At 72.2% G+C, this 15,780-nt stretch carries 18 protein-coding genes and 1 tRNA gene; 12 read left to right on the plus strand and 7 right to left on the minus strand.

From position 1 onward, the window contains the following. The first annotated feature begins 69 nt into the window (after positions 1 to 69). A complete protein-coding gene (locus tag HNR73_RS04500; RefSeq protein WP_184786311.1) occupies positions 70 to 951 on the plus strand; it encodes a hypothetical protein in 882 nt (293 codons plus the stop codon). On the opposite strand, the gene HNR73_RS04505 is transcribed toward HNR73_RS04500, so the two are convergent. Beyond that, a complete protein-coding gene (locus tag HNR73_RS04505; protein WP_184785987.1) occupies positions 948 to 1,631 on the minus strand; it encodes a hypothetical protein in 684 nt (227 codons plus the stop codon). The two genes, HNR73_RS04500 and HNR73_RS04505, sit on opposite strands and share 4 nt — an antisense overlap. A 108-nt stretch (positions 1,632 to 1,739) precedes the next feature. On the opposite strand from HNR73_RS04505, the gene HNR73_RS04510 reads away from it, so the two are divergent. Then, a tRNA-Met gene (locus tag HNR73_RS04510) sits at positions 1,740 to 1,816 on the plus strand. Between the two features lie 107 nt (positions 1,817 to 1,923). After that, a complete protein-coding gene (locus HNR73_RS04515) occupies positions 1,924 to 2,115 on the plus strand; it encodes a hypothetical protein (RefSeq protein WP_184785988.1) in 192 nt (63 codons plus the stop codon). Positions 2,116 to 2,170: 55 nt separating this feature from the next. On the opposite strand, the gene HNR73_RS04520 is transcribed toward HNR73_RS04515, so the two are convergent. After that, entirely contained in the window at positions 2,171 to 2,368 is a 198-nt protein-coding gene (locus HNR73_RS04520) for a hypothetical protein (RefSeq protein ID WP_184785989.1), read from the minus strand. Positions 2,369 to 2,530: 162 nt separating this feature from the next. On the opposite strand from HNR73_RS04520, the gene HNR73_RS04525 reads away from it, so the two are divergent. Further along, entirely contained in the window at positions 2,531 to 3,079 is a 549-nt protein-coding gene (locus HNR73_RS04525) for a GNAT family protein (RefSeq protein WP_184785990.1), read from the plus strand. Here the strand turns inward: HNR73_RS04525 and HNR73_RS41350 are convergent. Together HNR73_RS41350 and HNR73_RS04535 are read right to left on the minus strand one after the other, a co-directional pair. After that, positions 3,076 to 3,390, minus strand: coding sequence for a putative DNA-mimic protein (locus HNR73_RS41350; protein ID WP_505862633.1), 315 nt, complete (start codon positions 3,388 to 3,390; stop codon positions 3,076 to 3,078). The genes HNR73_RS04525 and HNR73_RS41350 overlap by 4 nt on opposite strands. Next, positions 3,308 to 3,667 carry a hypothetical protein gene (locus HNR73_RS04535; RefSeq protein ID WP_184785992.1) on the minus strand — a complete coding sequence of 120 codons (360 nt, stop codon included), beginning with the start codon at positions 3,665 to 3,667 and terminating at the stop codon, positions 3,308 to 3,310. Before HNR73_RS04535 ends, HNR73_RS41350 begins: the two co-directional genes overlap by 83 nt. An 81-nt stretch (positions 3,668 to 3,748) precedes the next feature. On the opposite strand from HNR73_RS04535, the gene HNR73_RS04540 reads away from it, so the two are divergent. The 4 genes from HNR73_RS04540 to HNR73_RS04555 all read left to right on the plus strand — a co-directional run bounded on the left by HNR73_RS04540 (position 3,749) and on the right by HNR73_RS04555 (position 7,686). After that, positions 3,749 to 4,660 (plus strand): DUF6292 family protein, encoded by a 912-nt coding sequence (locus tag HNR73_RS04540; RefSeq protein ID WP_184785993.1) that lies wholly within the window; start codon positions 3,749 to 3,751, stop codon positions 4,658 to 4,660. Positions 4,661 to 4,735: 75 nt separating this feature from the next. Beyond that, positions 4,736 to 6,046: an NAD(P)/FAD-dependent oxidoreductase gene (locus tag HNR73_RS04545; RefSeq protein WP_184785994.1), complete on the plus strand. Its 1,311-nt coding sequence runs from the start codon at positions 4,736 to 4,738 to the stop codon at positions 6,044 to 6,046. A 98-nt stretch (positions 6,047 to 6,144) separates the two neighbouring features. Next, entirely contained in the window at positions 6,145 to 6,375 is a 231-nt protein-coding gene (locus HNR73_RS04550; RefSeq protein ID WP_184785995.1) for a hypothetical protein, read from the plus strand. A 123-nt stretch (positions 6,376 to 6,498) separates the two neighbouring features. Then, a complete protein-coding gene (locus HNR73_RS04555) occupies positions 6,499 to 7,686 on the plus strand; it encodes an MFS transporter (protein ID WP_184785996.1) in 1,188 nt (395 codons plus the stop codon). On the opposite strand, the gene HNR73_RS04560 is transcribed toward HNR73_RS04555, so the two are convergent. Then, positions 7,662 to 8,555 (minus strand): XRE family transcriptional regulator, encoded by an 894-nt coding sequence (locus tag HNR73_RS04560; protein WP_184785997.1) that lies wholly within the window; start codon positions 8,553 to 8,555, stop codon positions 7,662 to 7,664. The genes HNR73_RS04555 and HNR73_RS04560 overlap by 25 nt on opposite strands. Before the next feature lie 144 nt (positions 8,556 to 8,699). Between HNR73_RS04560 and HNR73_RS04565 the strand changes: the two genes are divergently transcribed. From HNR73_RS04565 to HNR73_RS04580, 4 genes are all read left to right on the plus strand, one after another. Next, entirely contained in the window at positions 8,700 to 10,910 is a 2,211-nt protein-coding gene (locus tag HNR73_RS04565) for a metallophosphoesterase (RefSeq protein WP_184785998.1), read from the plus strand. An 82-nt stretch (positions 10,911 to 10,992) separates the two neighbouring features. Further along, positions 10,993 to 12,231 carry an MFS transporter gene (locus HNR73_RS04570; protein ID WP_184785999.1) on the plus strand — a complete coding sequence of 413 codons (1,239 nt, stop codon included), beginning with the start codon at positions 10,993 to 10,995 and terminating at the stop codon, positions 12,229 to 12,231. Next, positions 12,228 to 13,166 (plus strand): TolB family protein, encoded by a 939-nt coding sequence (locus HNR73_RS04575; RefSeq protein WP_203685937.1) that lies wholly within the window; start codon positions 12,228 to 12,230, stop codon positions 13,164 to 13,166. The genes HNR73_RS04570 and HNR73_RS04575 overlap by 4 nt, the downstream gene beginning before the upstream one ends. 239 nt (positions 13,167 to 13,405) lie before the next feature. Continuing rightward, complete coding sequence (locus tag HNR73_RS04580; RefSeq protein WP_184786000.1) at positions 13,406 to 13,810, plus strand: hypothetical protein; 405 nt, start codon at positions 13,406 to 13,408, stop codon at positions 13,808 to 13,810. Here the strand turns inward: HNR73_RS04580 and HNR73_RS04585 are convergent. Continuing rightward, positions 13,761 to 14,357: a hypothetical protein gene (locus HNR73_RS04585; protein WP_184786001.1), complete on the minus strand. Its 597-nt coding sequence runs from the start codon at positions 14,355 to 14,357 to the stop codon at positions 13,761 to 13,763. The two genes, HNR73_RS04580 and HNR73_RS04585, sit on opposite strands and share 50 nt — an antisense overlap. Positions 14,358 to 14,431: 74 nt before the next feature. Next, the gene (locus tag HNR73_RS04590) at positions 14,432 to 15,769 is read right to left on the minus strand and encodes an FAD/NAD(P)-binding protein (protein WP_184786002.1); all 1,338 of its coding nucleotides are present in this window, start codon (positions 15,767 to 15,769) and stop codon (positions 14,432 to 14,434) included. Positions 15,770 to 15,780 lie beyond the last annotated feature (11 nt).

Below are 15,780 nucleotides of genomic sequence, written 5' to 3' on the forward strand. Positions count from 1 at the left end.
CGGCGGGGGTATGCCAACGCGGACTATTCTCGCCTGGTGATGTCGGCGGGATGGTTGTACCTGGTCGCGATGATCGCCGTCTACGGGCTGGCGAACTTCCTACAGGCCATCGCCGCCAACAAGGTGCGCGAGCACAAGACCTTTCACCCCCGGCTGCTGCTGCAGCTGGCGGTGCACCGCGTCTACCTCGCCGGCATCGGCTGCCAGATCCTCGGCTTCGTGCTGGCCTTCATGGCCCGCCGCTACCTGCCGCTGTTCCTCGTGCAGGCCAGCGTCGCCGCCGGGATCGGCATCACCGCCGTACTCGGGGTCGTGTTCTTGAAGTGGCGCCTGCCGAAGTCGGAGATCGGGCTGCTGATCCTGCTGTCGGGTGGGATCGTGGCGCTCGTCGTGTCGGCCGAGCCGTCCCCTTCGGACCAGCTCACGCCCGCCGCGATCGTCGCGCTCGTGGTGATCCTGATCGGCCTGGGCGTCGCGGGGTACTTCACCGCGCGGCTCCAGGGCGTGACCGGCTCGGTCGCCCTCGGCGGACTGGCGGGACTCGCCTTCGGCGCCGCCGCCGTCGCGTCGCGGCCGCTGTCCAACATCCTCGACGCGAAGGCGTTCCTCACCGACCCGCTGCTCTACCTGATGATCGTGTACTCCCTGACCGGGCAGCTCCTGCTCGCCCTGGCGATGCAGCGCGGCAGCACCACGGCGGCCGTCGCGTCGATGGACGCGGCCTTCGCCGCACCCGCCGCCGCCGTCGGTCTGCTCCTGCTCGGCGACCAGATCGCCGCCGGACGCGAATGGCTCGCCGCCGTCGGCTTCCTGGTGACCCTCGGGGCGGTGCTGGCGCTGACGAGGTACGCCGAGCCGCAGGCACAGGGCCAGGCGGGGCGTGAGCGTGTCCTGGAGGCCGCGGGAGCGGCCCCGGGCCGGGTGGGCGGTCCGGCCCGGGACAGCGCCTAGACGGGCGGTGGGGGCGGCGGATTCTGCCCCTTGTTGCGCAGGTACTCGTCGATGGCCGCGTTGCCCGACGAGCCCGCCGCGAGCCGGCGCCGGTTCGAGCGCCGCTTGACCAGGACGACGATCACGATCACCGCGGCCGCCAGGATGCACACGCACGGCAGGCCGATCGCGACGACGAAGGTCCCGACCCCGGCGACGAGCGAACCACCCCACGGCATCTCGCCCAGCCCGTACGTCGCGACCGAACCGTCCTCCTGGTCGCAGGTCAGCTCATGGTCGCCCGTCGCGGCCGCCTTGGCCGTGTAGACGGCCTGCCACATGCGCCGCGCGGACTGGTCGGACAGCACGATCTGGTCGGTGACCTTCTTCAAGGTCACGTCCGAACCGGCCGTGCAGACCGTCGTGTTGGCCGGCACCGACTGGTTGGGATCCATGTCGAAGGCCAGCTGGACGTAGATGACGAGTTCATCGGTACTGGTGAACTGCACCACCGCCGCCTGCCCCGACGGGAAGGTCTTCCCCGCGTCGGGGAGGGCCTCGGAGAAGATCTTGGCGGTCAGGAAGAAGGCACCGCACCCGAGCACGACACCCACCACGACCAGGGCCGCGGCGATCCAGTACCAACGTTTCCGGGGCGTGATGTCGGCCGGGGACACCGGCCCTCCGCGCTGTTCAGTCATGGCTCGATCATCGCGGCCGAGCCGGGTGAAAACGGGGCGAACAGCTCACACGGACCCCCGATTTGTTGATCCACGAGTCCCGGGGTATGGTTTGCAAGCACCAAGCGACGCGGGGTGGAGCAGTTCGGTAGCTCGCTGGGCTCATAACCCAGAGGTCACAGGTTCAAATCCTGTCCCCGCTACCACGAAGGAACGGTCCCGGATCCTAGATCCGGGGCCGTTCTTCTTTGCCCTCGCCCCCTTCTGGAACTATCCTCCAGTTCCCGATCCGTCCCGCTCCGGAGGTCGACCGATGGCAAGGAAATCGCGATCCGCCTGGTTCAAGGCCGGCGCGGCCGTCGGCGTCGCCGCCGTCGCGGTCGGCGCGTACGGGTACCTCTGGCTCCGCAAGGTGGGCAGCCAGGAGGACCTCACCCCGCCGGGATACGAAGCGCTGCGGAACACCAGGCGCACCATCGCCGACCTGCTCAACTGGGACGACTGACGCGAAGGCCCCGGGCCACCGACCCGCGGCGTCCCGGAACCCCCGCGCGGATCACTCAGGGACAGCCGCAGCCGGCGAAGTACTCCTTGCCACCGGGCTTGTGGCACAGCAGCTCCGCCCCACCCGTCTTGGCGCAGACCACCGGGTTGTAGACGCACCGGCAGTACACCACCCCGGCCTCCGCCGTCGCCTCACCGACGAGGCGGTCGAGGATCTTGTCGGTCACGCTGTTGAGCACTGTCACGAGCTTCATGCGGGTCGACCGGCCTTTCGTCGCAGACGATGAGTCCGCCGGGCCCGCCTCTCACCGATGGAGGCCCGGCTGCGGACGACGTTGACGCACGGGTGATCAAGGGTCAAGCGCGCGATGCGGTGTCCTGTGCGGTGCCGTGTGCGCCCATGCCACCATCCCTCCATGCCCCTCACCTGGACCGTCGCCCGCGAAGGCGACCTCGGCACCGCCGACCACACCGAGCTCGCCGCCATGCTCGCCACGGCCTACCCGCAGTACCCCGGCAAGTTCACCGGCACCCGCAGCTGGCTCGGCGCCCGGCCCGAAGCCCGCGTCGTCGGCCGCGACGGCGAGGTGGCCGCCCACGCCGGTGTCGTCCGGCGCTTCGTCCGGGCCGGGGACACCGACCAGCTCGTCGCGATCGTCGGTCTCGTCGGCGTACGGCCCGACCTGGCCGGTGCCGGGCACGGCCGCGAGGTGATGGCGCGGACCGCCGCCCTCCTCGACGACCTGGCCGTCCCCTTCGGGCTCCTGCTGTGCGACGCGCACCTCACCGGCTTCTACACCGCCTGCGGCTGGCACGCCCGCCCCTGCGCCTCCACGACCCTCGCCTTCGACCCGTGGAACCCCGCCGCCGAACGCGTCGACGTCCCCGCGATGGTCCTGCCCGTGCGCGCCGCACTCGCCGACTGGCCGCGCGGCGACCTGCGCTGGAACACCCAGCAGGTCTAGACGTACGCCGTCACCAGCGCGGCCCCCGACCGCATCGACAACCGTGCCGCCTCGGCGATCACGGCCAGGCCGTCCGCGGAGCCCAGGACCCGCGCGAGGTGCTCGACCTCGGCGAGCAGACGCGGCGCCGAGACCACCAGCCCGCCGGGCGCGGCGTTGTCCACGACGACCGGCGCGAAGTCGGCCGGTGAGTAGATCAGCGGCTCACCGGTGTGGTGCAGGAAGTGGTCATAGGCGCCGATCCGCGCGACACCGGTGATCTCGGGCGCGGCCCGATGCTCCGGCCCGCGCGTCCAGGCCCGCGCGTCCAGGCCCGCGCGTCCAGGCCCGCTCCACGATCTCGTCGTCGAACAGCGATCCCGGCGCCTCGGGGACCCTGCCGAGGACCGCCAGGTGCGCCGCGGCGCGACGGAGCCGGCCGATGTCGTCGACGTGCGCGCGGTGGAACGTCCCCGGCACGGGCTCGTCCCAGGCCGCGAAGCCGTGCCGGGCGGCGGCGAAACGCGCGCCCTCGACGAGATCCGCGCCGTAGGCGGCCTCGTCGTCCACATCGGACTCAGACACGCCGGTGCACAGCTGAAGCCGCATCGCGCGAGCCTAAGACGTCACTGCCGTACGTGAACACGGAAAACCCTTGCCTCACCACCCGCGACCGCGCTTAATCTCCCCATGCCCTCACACGACCGCACCGACGCCGCCCCCTACCTCCGCGCCGTCCGGGACGCGCTCGCCGCGCACGGCGTCGAGATCGAGCCCTACGCCACCCGCGTCGACCTCGATCCCGAGCGCGAGCGCGCGCTCTCCTGGCCCCTCACCGGCGAGGCCGCGTGGGCCTTCGACGACGCCTACGGGGTCTCGCTCTCCTGGTCGGAGACGCGCGGCTGGTGCCTCGACGTCACCCACGAACTCGGCGCCACCCGCGGCTACGGCCACTACGTCCACGATCTGCGGCTCGGGCTCCTGCCCGCACCCGGCGAGGTCGTCGCAGCGGTGCGCGCCCTCGTCGACGATCCCGGCGGCCTGAACTACCGCGAACCGGTCCGGCCGCGTCGTCCGGAGCAACTCGACGCCGCCTTCGAGTGGGCCCTGCTCGGGTACCACTTCCAAGGCGCGGCAAGGTATCCCAGCCACGAACCGCCCCACTACGCCTGCCCTTTCTGCGCACTCGCCGGCGGCGGACGCAACGCCCTCACCGGCCAGGGCGAGATCGTCCGGCGCACGCCCGGCGCGCTCGCCTTCGTGTCGCCGCGCTGGTGGCCGAACAACCGCGGCCACGTGCTCGTCGTACCCACCGGGCACCACGAGAACATCTACGACCTGCCGACCGACGCCGGTCACGCCGTCGCCGACCTGGTGCGGGAGGTCGCCGTCGCCGTCCGGTCCACCTATGACTGCGACGGCGTCTCCACCCGCCAGCACAACGAACCGGCCGGCAACCAGGACGTCTGGCACCTGCACGTCCACGTCTTCCCCCGCTACGACGGCGACGGCCTCTACGCCTCCCGCCCGCTTCCCGGCTACGCGACGGTCGAGGAACGGCGGCCGTACACCGAGCGCCTGACGGAGTACTTCGGCGTGTGACCAACGCCATTCCGCCACATGTCACGCGGCCCCACCCTGCGCCGTCTACCTGTCGAAGACACGAAGGAGACGGCCATGAACAAGCGGATCCTCATCATCGGCGGCGGCTACGTCGGGCTCTACACCGCGCTCGGTCTGCGCAGGCTCGTCCGCCGCGGCGAGGTCGACGTGACCATCGTCGACCCGCGCGGATACATGACCTACCAGCCGTTCCTCGCCGAGGCGGCCGGCGGCGCCATCGAACCGCGGCACGTCGTCGCGCCCCTCAACCGGCTCCTGCCGGGGATGCGGGTCCTCACCGGGCGAGTGACCAATGTGGACCACGACGCCCGCCGCGCCCGCTTCGAACCCGTCCGGGGACCGGCCTACGAACTCGGTTACGACATCGTCGTCCTCGCCGCCGGGTCGATCACCCGCGGCATGCCGATCGCCGGTCTGGCCGAGCACGCCGTCGGTTTCAAGACCATCGGCGAGGCCGTGCACCTGCGCAACCACGTCCTCGGCCAGCTCGCCGCCGCCGCGTCGACCGACGACCCGGCGATCCGGCGCCGCGCCCTGACCTTCGTGGTCGTCGGCGGCGGCTTCTCCGGAGTCGAGGCCCTCGCCGAGATGCAGGGACTCGCCGACGACGCGCTGCGCTACCACCCCCGAATCGAGCGCGCCGAACTGAACTGGACCCTCGTCGAGGCCAAGGGCGCGATCCTGCCCGAACTCGCGCCCGAACTGGGCGTCTGGACCATCGGCGCACTGCGCGAACGGGGAGTCGACGTCCGGCTCAACGCCCTGCTCACCTCCGCCGCCGACGGCGTCGCCGCCCTCAGCGACGGCACCGCCGTCGACACCGGCACCCTCGTGTGGGCGGCCGGCGGGCGCCCCAGCCCCCTCGCGGCCGACAGCGGCCTGCCCGTCGACGCCATCGGCCGGGTCAAGGCGACCGCATACCTGACCGTGGAAGGGATCCCGGACGCCTTCGCCGCCGGTGACGGCGCCGCCGTGCCCGACCTGACCCGCCCCGGCGAGTTCACCGCGCCGAACGCGCAGCACGCCGTGCGGCAGGCGAAACTCCTGGGCCGCAACCTGGTCGCGTACCTCAAAGGCCGCTCGCTGAAGGAGTATCGGCACGCGTACCTCGGCTCGGTCGCCGGGCTCGGCCACCACCAGGGCGTCGCGCAGGTGTACCGGATCCGGCTCACCGGCTTCCTCGGGTGGCTCGCGCACCGCGCCTACCACCTGGCGTGGGTGCCGACCTTCAACCACAAGGCGAGGGTGCTGGCCGACTGGGCGCTGTCGGGGCTGTTCCGCCGCGAGGCCGTACAGCTCGGCGGACTGGAGCACCCGGAGAGCGACTTCCAGGAGGCGCTGCGGGAGCACGTCAAGGCGGCGTAGGGCGCGGCTCAAGGTCGGCTCAAGGTTTCCGGGCGGTGCCCACGAGACGATCACGGGCACCGCCCTTGCGAGGGCCGAATCCCAGGGAGGACAACGACATGCGCCTTCTCCACCGTGCGGCCGACGCGCTGCTCGCTCGCCTAGTCCCGTCGAACTCCGCACACGCCGCGGCCTGCCCGTCCTGCACCGCCTACTCGGGTTGCTCGATCTCGCGCCTGTACAAGACCGATCCGGTTCTCTGCGTCACCTACGGCCGCTGCTGCTGGTCCGGAACCTGCCAGGCCGCGGGCAGCTGCGGATCCTGGCAACGATGCGGTAACTACTGCTGATACCCGCCGCCGGGGCCGTGCGCTGCGCGGCGTCGCGCTCCGGCGGTATCCCGACACCGCCGTGCGGACGCGGACGTCGCAAGATCGCCAGCACCCAGGATTCCGCCGCGCTGTCCTTGAGCGATGCCCCCATCCCCATGGCGTGGACGGCTCGCCGTCGCCGCGCTCGCCACCGGACTGTTCGCGATAGTCACCACCGAGATCCTCCCGATCGGCCTGCTCACGGCGATCGGCGCCGACTTCGGCGTCTCCCCCGGCGCCGCCGGGCTGACGATGACGATGCCGGGACTCGTCGCGGCGGTCGCGGCACCGGTCGTCACCGTCGCGACCGGGCGCCTCGACCGGCGCGCGATGCTCGGGGTGTTCATGCTCCTGCTGGCGCTCGCCGGATTCCTGGGCGCCGTGGCGCCGGAGTACTGGGTGCTGCTGGCCGCGCGGGTGCTGGTCGGGGTGACGATCGGTGGCTTCTGGTCGATCGGCGCCGGGCTCGCACCGCGACTGGTCGGGCCGCGCGCCGCGCCCGCCGCGACGTCGGTCGTCTTCGCCGCCGTGCCCCTCGGCTCGGTGCTCGGCGTGCCCGCCGGGACCGTCCTCGGCGAACTCGCCGGCTGGCGGACCGCCGTCGCGGCACTCGGTGTGCTCGGCCTCGCGGTGTTCGCCGCGCTCGCCGCCACGACGCCGCGACTTCCCGCCGACGGCTCGGCCACCACCTGGGGCGTACTCGCCGCTCTGGCGCGCCGCAAGGGAACGCGCGCCGCCCTGATGCTCACCGTGACGATCGTCCTCGCCCACCTCGGGACCTACACCTATGTGACGCCGCTCCTCCACGACGTCGGAGTCGGCGATGTGGCGACGTACCTGCTCGTCTACGGCGGCGCGGGCGTCGTCGGCAACTTCCTCGCCGGATGGGCCGTCCCCCGGTCCCCGCGCGCCACCTTCGCCACGGCCGCCGCTGCCATCGCCCTCGCGACCGTCGCCCTACCCATGCTGCACGGTGCCGGAACCCTTGCCGCGCTGATGATCTGGGGCCTCGCCTACGGCGCCGTGCCCGTGTGCTCGCAGTCCTGGTTCGCCCGCGCCGCCCCGGACGCCCCCGAAGGCGCGACCGTGCTGTTCACGTCGTCGTTCCAGGCCACCATGGCGGCGGGCGCGTTCCTGGGCGGCCTCGTCGTCGACGCGACCTCACCGTCGGCGCTCATGATGGTGGGAGGCGTGGTGGCGATGGGCGGGGTGGTGGGGGTCAAGGGTGTCCGGGTGGGTGCACCGGGGCGCACGGCACCCACCCCTCACCACTCCCACCGCACCCCGTAGATCCCCGGCGCCGGATCCAGCACCACGTACTGGAACGACGCCCCGTCCCCCGCGCGCACCAGGTCCAGCGCGACCTGTTCGGGTCGGCCGCGCGCGGCCTGGTACCAGCCGAAGCACCTCGCCGGCGGCTGCGCCGGGTCGAAGGTCGCCTGGAGCACGATGTCGCGCATGCCCGGCGGGACGCGCAGGTCGGCGTGACATTCGCGCTGACCGGGCGGGAAGCGGATGCCGAACTCGACCTGGCGCAGTTCGCCGGGTTGGAGCGGGCTGTCGAGCAGCAGCTCGAAAGCGGTGAGAAGCCCTGGCACGTCGGCCTTCCCGCGACCGGGGCGGCAGCCTTCGGCGGCGAAGATCGTCGGCGGCTGGGGCAGGGAGGCCGAGCGCAGGATCGTGATGAGCCGCGACGCCGGCCGCACGTCACCACGCAGCAGATGCCGGTGCCGGGACTCGCGTTCGCTCCCGTCGGCGTCCAGGTAGACCTTCATCGTCCGCGACACCCGCGCCGGGACGTACAGGTCGTCGGGGGTCGCGTCGAGCCGGGCGAGGACACGTTCGACGGCCTCCGGCGAACGCCACATCCGTTGGTGCGGAAGAGTCGTGCTCGACGGTGGCCGCCAGCGTCCGCGTCTCCGGCGGGGCGGGAGCAGCCCGATCAGCGACCGCGTGGTCAGCCCGAGTACGTCTTCGAGGCTCGCCAGCGCCGCCACCGACGCGGTCCGCTCGGGATGGTTCTCACCGGTCTGCCACGAGCTGAGGGTGCTCACGCTCGCGGGCGTTCCGCGGGCGCGCAGCTGCCGCGACAACGCCGCCAGGCTCTGCCCGCTCCCGGCGACGGCCGCTCGCAGCGCGGTACTGAACTGGCTCGTCATCGTGCGCGGATGCTACCGCCGTGAGCTGCGCGGATCCACCTCCCAGATTTCATACAGAGTTATCCGGATTCGGCCCGCTTTCCCGCTGACCCCGCTCATGTTCACCCGATGTAATCGGCCCCGGGCACTATGAGGAGGTAGGAAATGCGCACCAGACGAAAACTCTTCGTCGTCACCGCGTCCGTCGCGCTCTTAATCGCGTCGACGGCGGTGGCCTCGCAGGCGAAGGACAATCCGGCACCCGACGTCACCGGCCTCGCCGCGGCCGTCCCGCAGATCGACCAGGTCACCCAGCTCACCGAACCGGGCGTGGCGTCCCGTCCGGCCGACGTCACCGGCAGCGCGGCCACCCGCGCGGCCGCGGCCCGCACGGTCTGCGACCCGGGCGCGGCGTGGCTGCGGCCGCGTTTCAGCGCCCTCGACCTGCGCGGCGGCGACTCCGTCACGATCACCGGCTCGGCGGGCGGATCCCTTGAACTGACCGCGAGGAACTGGCCCGGCAAGGCCTTCCACACCCGCGCGTTCCCCGGTTCGTGCCTGTCGGTGTCGGCCGACCTGAGCGACCCGGCGAGCCGCTACGCCATCGACTCCTACCAGTACGGTGCAACGGATCTGGCGCAGGCGACGGTCACCGTGGCCGGGGCCGGCGACATCTGCGGCACGGCCTGCAACCAGACCGACGACCTGATCGCGAGCATCAACCCGGTCTCGGTGTTCACGGCGGGCGACAACGCCTACGAGAGCGGCACCCTGTCGGAGTTCAACAACCAGTACGCCCCGACGTGGGGGGCGTTCAAGTCGAAGACGTACCCGACTCCCGGCAACCACGAGTACGGCACCTCCGGCGCCAAGGGTTACTTCGACTACTTCAACGGCACCGGCAACAACACCGGCCGCGCGGGCGAGCGCGGGAAGGGTTACTACTCCTACGATGTCGGCGACTGGCACTTCGTCGCGCTGAACTCCGACATCGCGCACGGCGCGGGTTCGACGCAGGAGCAGTGGCTGAAGGCCGATCTGGCGGCGAACACCAAGCCGTGCACGGCGGCGTACACGCACCACCCGCGGTTCTCCGGTGGCGACCACGGCGACGACACCGGCATGGGCGCACTGGTCACGGCCCTGTACAACGGAAAGGCCGACCTGTTCGTCACCGGCCATGACCACCACTACGAGCGTTTCGCGCCGGCGACGCCGAGTGGGGCGATCGACAACGCCAACGGGCTGCGGCATTTCGTGATCGGCACCGGTGGGCGAGCGCTGTACTCCTCGCGTTCGACGACGGCCGGTCCCTCGCAGGTCTTCAACAACAACACCTTCGGTGTCGGGAAGTTCCAGCTGACCGCGACCGGTTACACGATGGACTTCGTGCCCGTCGCGGGCCGTACCTTCACCGACCACGTCACCGGCACGTGCCACAAGGCGAGCGCGGGGCCCGATTTCGGTGTGGCGAGTTCGCCGTCGTCGGTGTCGGTGCCGCAGGGTTCGTCGGCGTCGTCGACGGTGACGGTGTCCAGCAGCGGCGGTTTCTCGTCCCCGGTGGCGTTGACGGCGAGCGGGTTGCCTGCGGGTGTCTCGGCGGCGTTCAGCCCGGCGTCGGTCACGCCCGCCGCGAACGGGAGCGCGACGTCGTCGCTGTCCTTGTCGGCGTCGGCGACGGCCGCGTCGGGGACGTATCAGGTCACGGTGACGGGTACGTCGGGTGGTGTGACGCGGACGGCGGCGGTCTCGGTGACGGTCTCGCCGTCGGGGAGCACGTCGTTCAGTGACGACTTCGAGTCCGACCGGGGCTGGACGGTCAACCCTTCGGGTTCGGATACGGCGACGACGGGTCGCTTCGAGCGCGGTGATCCCGAGCAGACCCTGTCGACGTACAGCGATCAGGTGAAGCAGCTGGGCACGACGCCCAGTGGCAGCAACGCGCTGTCGACCGGCCGGCTGGCCGGGGCCGCCTACGGGGACAACGATCTCGACGGAGGGGTCACGTCGGTGCGTTCGCCGGCGTTGACGGTTCCGGCGGGCGGCGGCCTCAGTTTCGCCTACAGCGTCGCGCACGGCGACAACTCCAGCACCGCCGACTACCTGCGGGTCAACGTGGTCAGCGGTTCGGCGACGACGAAGGTCTGGGAGAAGCTCGGCGCGGCCGCGGAGGTAGCGGGCGCGTGGAAGACGGCGACGGTCGATCTGTCGGCGTACGCGGGTCAGAGCGTGACGCTGCTGGTGACGGCGGCCGACGCCTCCGGCGGGAGTCTCTTCGAGGCCCAGGTCGACGACGTGAAGGTGACCGGCGCGTCCGGCGCGGCGTCGTCGGGGTACTCGGTCGCGGTCTTCGACGGCGTGGCGACGCGCGACTGACGCGGTGGGCCGGCCGCCGCGGCGGTTCCGCGTGGCGGCCGGCCGATCCCCTGTCCCATCCGGTTTCCGCGGAGGTTGTCCGATGTATCTGTCCGCGACCCGCTCGGCTCAGGCCGGGCGCGCGAAGGCGCCGCCCGGCGCGGCGGCGAAGGTGTCCGGCACCGTCGTCGCGCTCGGTGTCGTCAGCCTGCTCACCGACATGTCGGCGGAGATGGTCACCGCCGTCCTGCCGATGTACCTGATGTACGGCCTCGGGCTGGGTTATCTCCAGCTCGGGATGCTCGACGGGCTCTACACCGGCGCGACGGCCCTGCTGCGCCTCGGCGGCGGGTACGCCGCCGACCGGCTCGGGCGGCCGAAACTGGTCGCGGGCGCCGGTTACGGACTGTCGGCGCTGACCAAGCTCGGCTTCCCGCTCGCGGGTGCGTCGATGGCCGGGATCGGTGTCATGGTGGGGATCGACCGGCTGGGCAAGGGCGTGCGGACGGCACCGCGCGACGCGCTCATCGCCGCGTCGACGCCGCCGTCGGCGCTCGGCCGGGCCTTCGGCGTCCACCGGACCCTCGACACGGCCGGGGCGCTGCTCGGGCCGCTGCTGGCCTTCGCGCTTTTGTCCACTGTGGCCGGTGGCTACGACGTGGTCTTCGTCGGGAGCTTTTGCCTGGCGGTGGCCGGGGTGCTGGCGCTGGTGTTCTTCGTGCGCGCCCCGGCCGTACCGAACCGTGACCGGCGCGCGTCGCTGCGGCGTGCGCTGCGGGCCGTGACCGCGCCCGCGATCCGCCGGATCTGGCTGCTCACCGGGATTCTCGGGCTGGCCACCGTCGGCGACATGTTCCTCTATCTGGCCGTGCAGCAGCGGCTCGGGCTGCCACCGGCCGCGCTTCCCCTGCTGCCCTTGGCTTCCGCGCTGACGTTCATGCTCGCCGCGACACCGGCCGGGCGGCTCGCCGACCGCGCCGGGCGCTGGCGGGTCTTCGTCGGCGGGCACGTGCTGCTCGCCGGGGGCTATCTGCTGCTGGCCGGTGGCGTGCGCGGCTGGGGTTTCGCGGTCCTGGTCCTGCTGCTGCACGGGCTGTTCTACGCGTGCGCCGACGGCGTGCTCATGGCGCACGCCGGATCCCTGCTGGCGCCGGAGATCCGGTCGACGGGGATGGCGGTCGTGCAGACGACGCAGGCGCTCGCCCGTTCGGCCGGAGCCGTCGGTTTCGGTGTTCTCGCGCAGACGGCGACGCTCGGGGCGGCCTTCGGCGTCGCCGCGGCGGTCCTGTCGGCGGCGGTCGCGGTCGGCGTTCTCGTGCAACGACGTGGAGGTGCGGCGTGACAAGGCGCAGGATCATCGCCGGGGCCTGCGCGATCGCGCTGGTGCTGGCCGTCGGCGCGGTCTACGTCGTGTGGCGTGGCGCGTCGGCGGGCACGGCCGCCGCCGGACCCCCGCTCGACCTGACCGCGGCGGGGTCCGTTGTGTACGTGTCCGGCGACGGGCTCACTCGGCAGACGGGTTCGGACGCGACCGGCCCGGCGTGCCAGCGGACCTACGCGGCCGCCGGGACGCTGTCGTGCCTGTACGGACTCGGGCCGGCGTTCTCCGCCGAGCTGGTCGTCTACGACGTGCGGCTGGCGGAGCGGCTGCGGCTGCCGATCTGGGGGACGCCGAGCCGGACGCGGGTGTCGCCGTCGGGGAACCTGGTGGCGTGGACGGTGTTCCGCGAAGGGGACTCCTACCTTGCCCACGGGCGCTTCTCCACCACGGCGGGGATCTACAACCTCCGCACCGGCGAGCACCACGGCTCCCTGGAGGACTACACGTCCTTTGTGGACGGGGTAAGGGTGACCGCCGAGGACGTGAACTACTGGGGGATCACCTTCGCCGCCGACGATGTCACCTTCTACGCGACCATGTCGACCGGCGGGAGGACATGGCTCATGCGCGGCGACATGGCCGCGCGCACGCTGACCGCGATGCGCGAGAACGTCGAATGCCCGTCGCTGTCACCCGACGGCACCCACATCGCCTACAAGCGAAGGACCGGTGAACGCTGGCGCCTGCACGTCCTCGACCTGGCGTCGGGCACCGACGTCGCCCTCGCCGAGACCGGGCACGTCGACGACCAGCCCGCCTGGCTGCCGGGGGGCGAGATCGGTTACGCCAAGCCGCACGAAGGACGCCCGGCGGTCTTCAGTGTCCCCGCGGACGGTTCGGGCGAGCCGCGGATGCTGTTCGCGGGGTCCTCACCCGCCGCGATCGGCACGGCCTAGACCCGGGGCGGGTCGACGCCGGGACGCGTCTGGCGGGCGCGTCCCGGCGGGTGGGGTCTGACCTCGGCGAGCCCAGCCGAAGGTCACGGTCGAAGCCGCGCGCACATCACCTCCCGGGTCTCCCCCAGCACCAGGGGCACCCCCAGGAGCCGCGCCCCCTGTGACCCCCGCCTCCCCATGTCACGAAACGGGAGGCGGGCGGTGTCTCCTTCACGTCCGCATCAGCGAAGGAGACCGTCATGAAGAAGAGCGGAGCCGAAGTCGTCGCGCGAGTGGCCCTGGCGATCGGGGGGCTCCAGTTCCTCGTCGGTGGGGTCTGGGCCTTCTTCTGGCCGGCGAACTTCTACGACACGGTCGCGTCCTTCCCGCCGTTCAACCTCCACCTCTTCCACGACGTCGGCGCCTTCCAGCTCGGGCTCGCCGCGGCGTTGTTCGGGTGTCTCTTCTGGACAGACGTCCTGCTCGCCGGGCTCTTCGGTGGTGCTGTCGGGACCGTGACGCACGCGATCTCGCATCTCGTCGACCGCGACCTCGGGGGCAGCCCGTCCGATCCGTACACGACGGCGGCGCTCGCGATCGTCCTGCTCGCCGGCCTCATCGCGCGGACCTCGTCCTACCGGAGAGAGCGGCGGCGATCATCGTGACGCCGAGGAAGGCCGAAGGCACGAACAGCAGCAGGTCGGCGACGTGGGCGACGGCCTCGATGCGCGGGATCCGGCTGACCGGGAACAGCGCACCGGCGACGCCGAGGAGCACGGCCGTCCACAGTGGAGCCTTGCGGGTGATCGCCAGGGTCAGTCCCAGCGCGACCATCGACAGCGGGAAGGCCGGTCCGGGCAGCCACAGCACGAGCTGGGCGGCGAGGGGATGCTCGGCGAGCGCGGCGAGCGACTGTTCGCCGTTCAGCCCGAAGGCGGCCTCGTAGAAGCCCTGGAGGCCGAAGGCGATCCCGCCGAAGGTGCCGAGTATCGCGGCGAGCGACCCGAGCGTCGCCCAGCCGGGGCGCTCGGGTCGCAGCCGGTCCCAGAGGCCGAGCAGCCCGTAGAGCCAGACGACCGAGGAGAGCGCGGCGAGGGCGCCGCCGGTGACGCCGTGGCGTCCGTCGGCGTCCCACAGGAAGGTCGCGACGACGGTGAGCAGGGGCCCGGCGATGAGGCTGGCGCCCTGCGCGGTGCGGTTGAAGCGGTCCATGGTTCCTCCGTCCACTTTGATGTGTAGTCAGCCTACGTATCAAAATGGACGGTGGGATCGGGGAAGGTCCCCGCTCAGACCCCTAGGGGCGCTCCGGTGACGAGGTGGTCGGCCAGAACCTTCGCCTGGTAACGGATCTCGGGCACGGCCGTGGTCTCCCACAGGTGCCCGAAGCGCGGCGGCCCGAGTGTCCACAGTGCCGGGTTCGGGTGGCCGGCGGCGTCGAGGACGGCGCCGTCGAGGGCAACGCCGAGACCGTTCCCGCCGGGACCGGGCGCGGCCAGCCCGTCGGCGAGCAGGCCGTTGACGAGCGGATCGCCGGTGACGGTGAGACGGTCGCGGCCGGTGCAGTTGACGATCGCGCCGAAGCGTCGCGGGGTCTCGCCTCCGCCGAGCCGCACCGAGAGCGCGTCGGGCGCGGGCGACACCGACACGATCGCGGCGGCCTCGATCCGCAGCGCCCCCGTCGCGCGCAGGCGCGCGACGCGCTCGGCCACGGCGGGCGCCATGCGATGCCGGTGAATCTCCCAGTAGCGCGCCAGGTGCCGCACGAAACGCTCCCGGCCGTCCGGGCCGAGCCCTCGCCAGTAGGCGTCCACCGAGGGGCGCATCAGGTCGACGACCGCGCGCCAGTCCGGCACCGACGCGGCCAGCGCGCGCACCCGCCGGGTCAGCCCGGCCAGCGACGCCGTCGGCTCCGGCGCGGCGAGTCCGCGCACGGCCTCGGCGGCGCCACGCGTGTGCTCGCGCGGCAGCAGCCCGTGCCGCGACACCGCCACCAGCGGCCCGGCCACACCCCGCTCCGAGAGGCTGAAGGCCACGTCGATCGCGGTCAGCCCGGTCCCGACCAGCAGCACCGGCTCACCACTCGGCACCCGGTCGAAGGCGCCCGGCGCCCACGGGTCCTCGATGTAGCGTGGGTCGTCGCGAACCGCTTCCATCACCGACAGCCGGCGCGCACGTCCCTGCCCGAGCGCCAGCACGACGTGGTCGGCGTGAACGCGCTCGCCCGACGCCGTCGTGACGACCATGCCGCGCCCGGGGTGCCGGGCGACGCCGACCGCGCGCTCACGCAGCAGACTCAACCGGCCGAGCCCCGCGGCCTCCTCCACGCCGAGGGTCTCGGCGAGGTAGTCGCCGTAGCGGGCGCGGGAGATGAAGTCGCCGGGACCGCTCGACGGGTCGGTGCCCTGGCACCACTCCAGGAAGTGCGTGGGCTCGTCCTCGTAGGCGCTCATCGCGCGGGCCGGGGAGTTGAGCAGGTGGCAGGCCTCGGCCGGCCCGTAGGCCAGACCGCGGCCGGGCGACGGGTCGACGAGGACCACGTCGTGCACCGGCGTGCCCAGCAACGCCACCACGGTCAAGACCCCGGCGGCTCCGCCGCCGATCACCGCTACCTGGACTGTACGCATGACCACCGCCC

The sequence above is a fragment of the Phytomonospora endophytica genome, assembly GCF_014202425.1.
Classification (GTDB): Bacteria; Actinomycetota; Actinomycetes; order Mycobacteriales; family Micromonosporaceae; genus Phytomonospora; species Phytomonospora endophytica.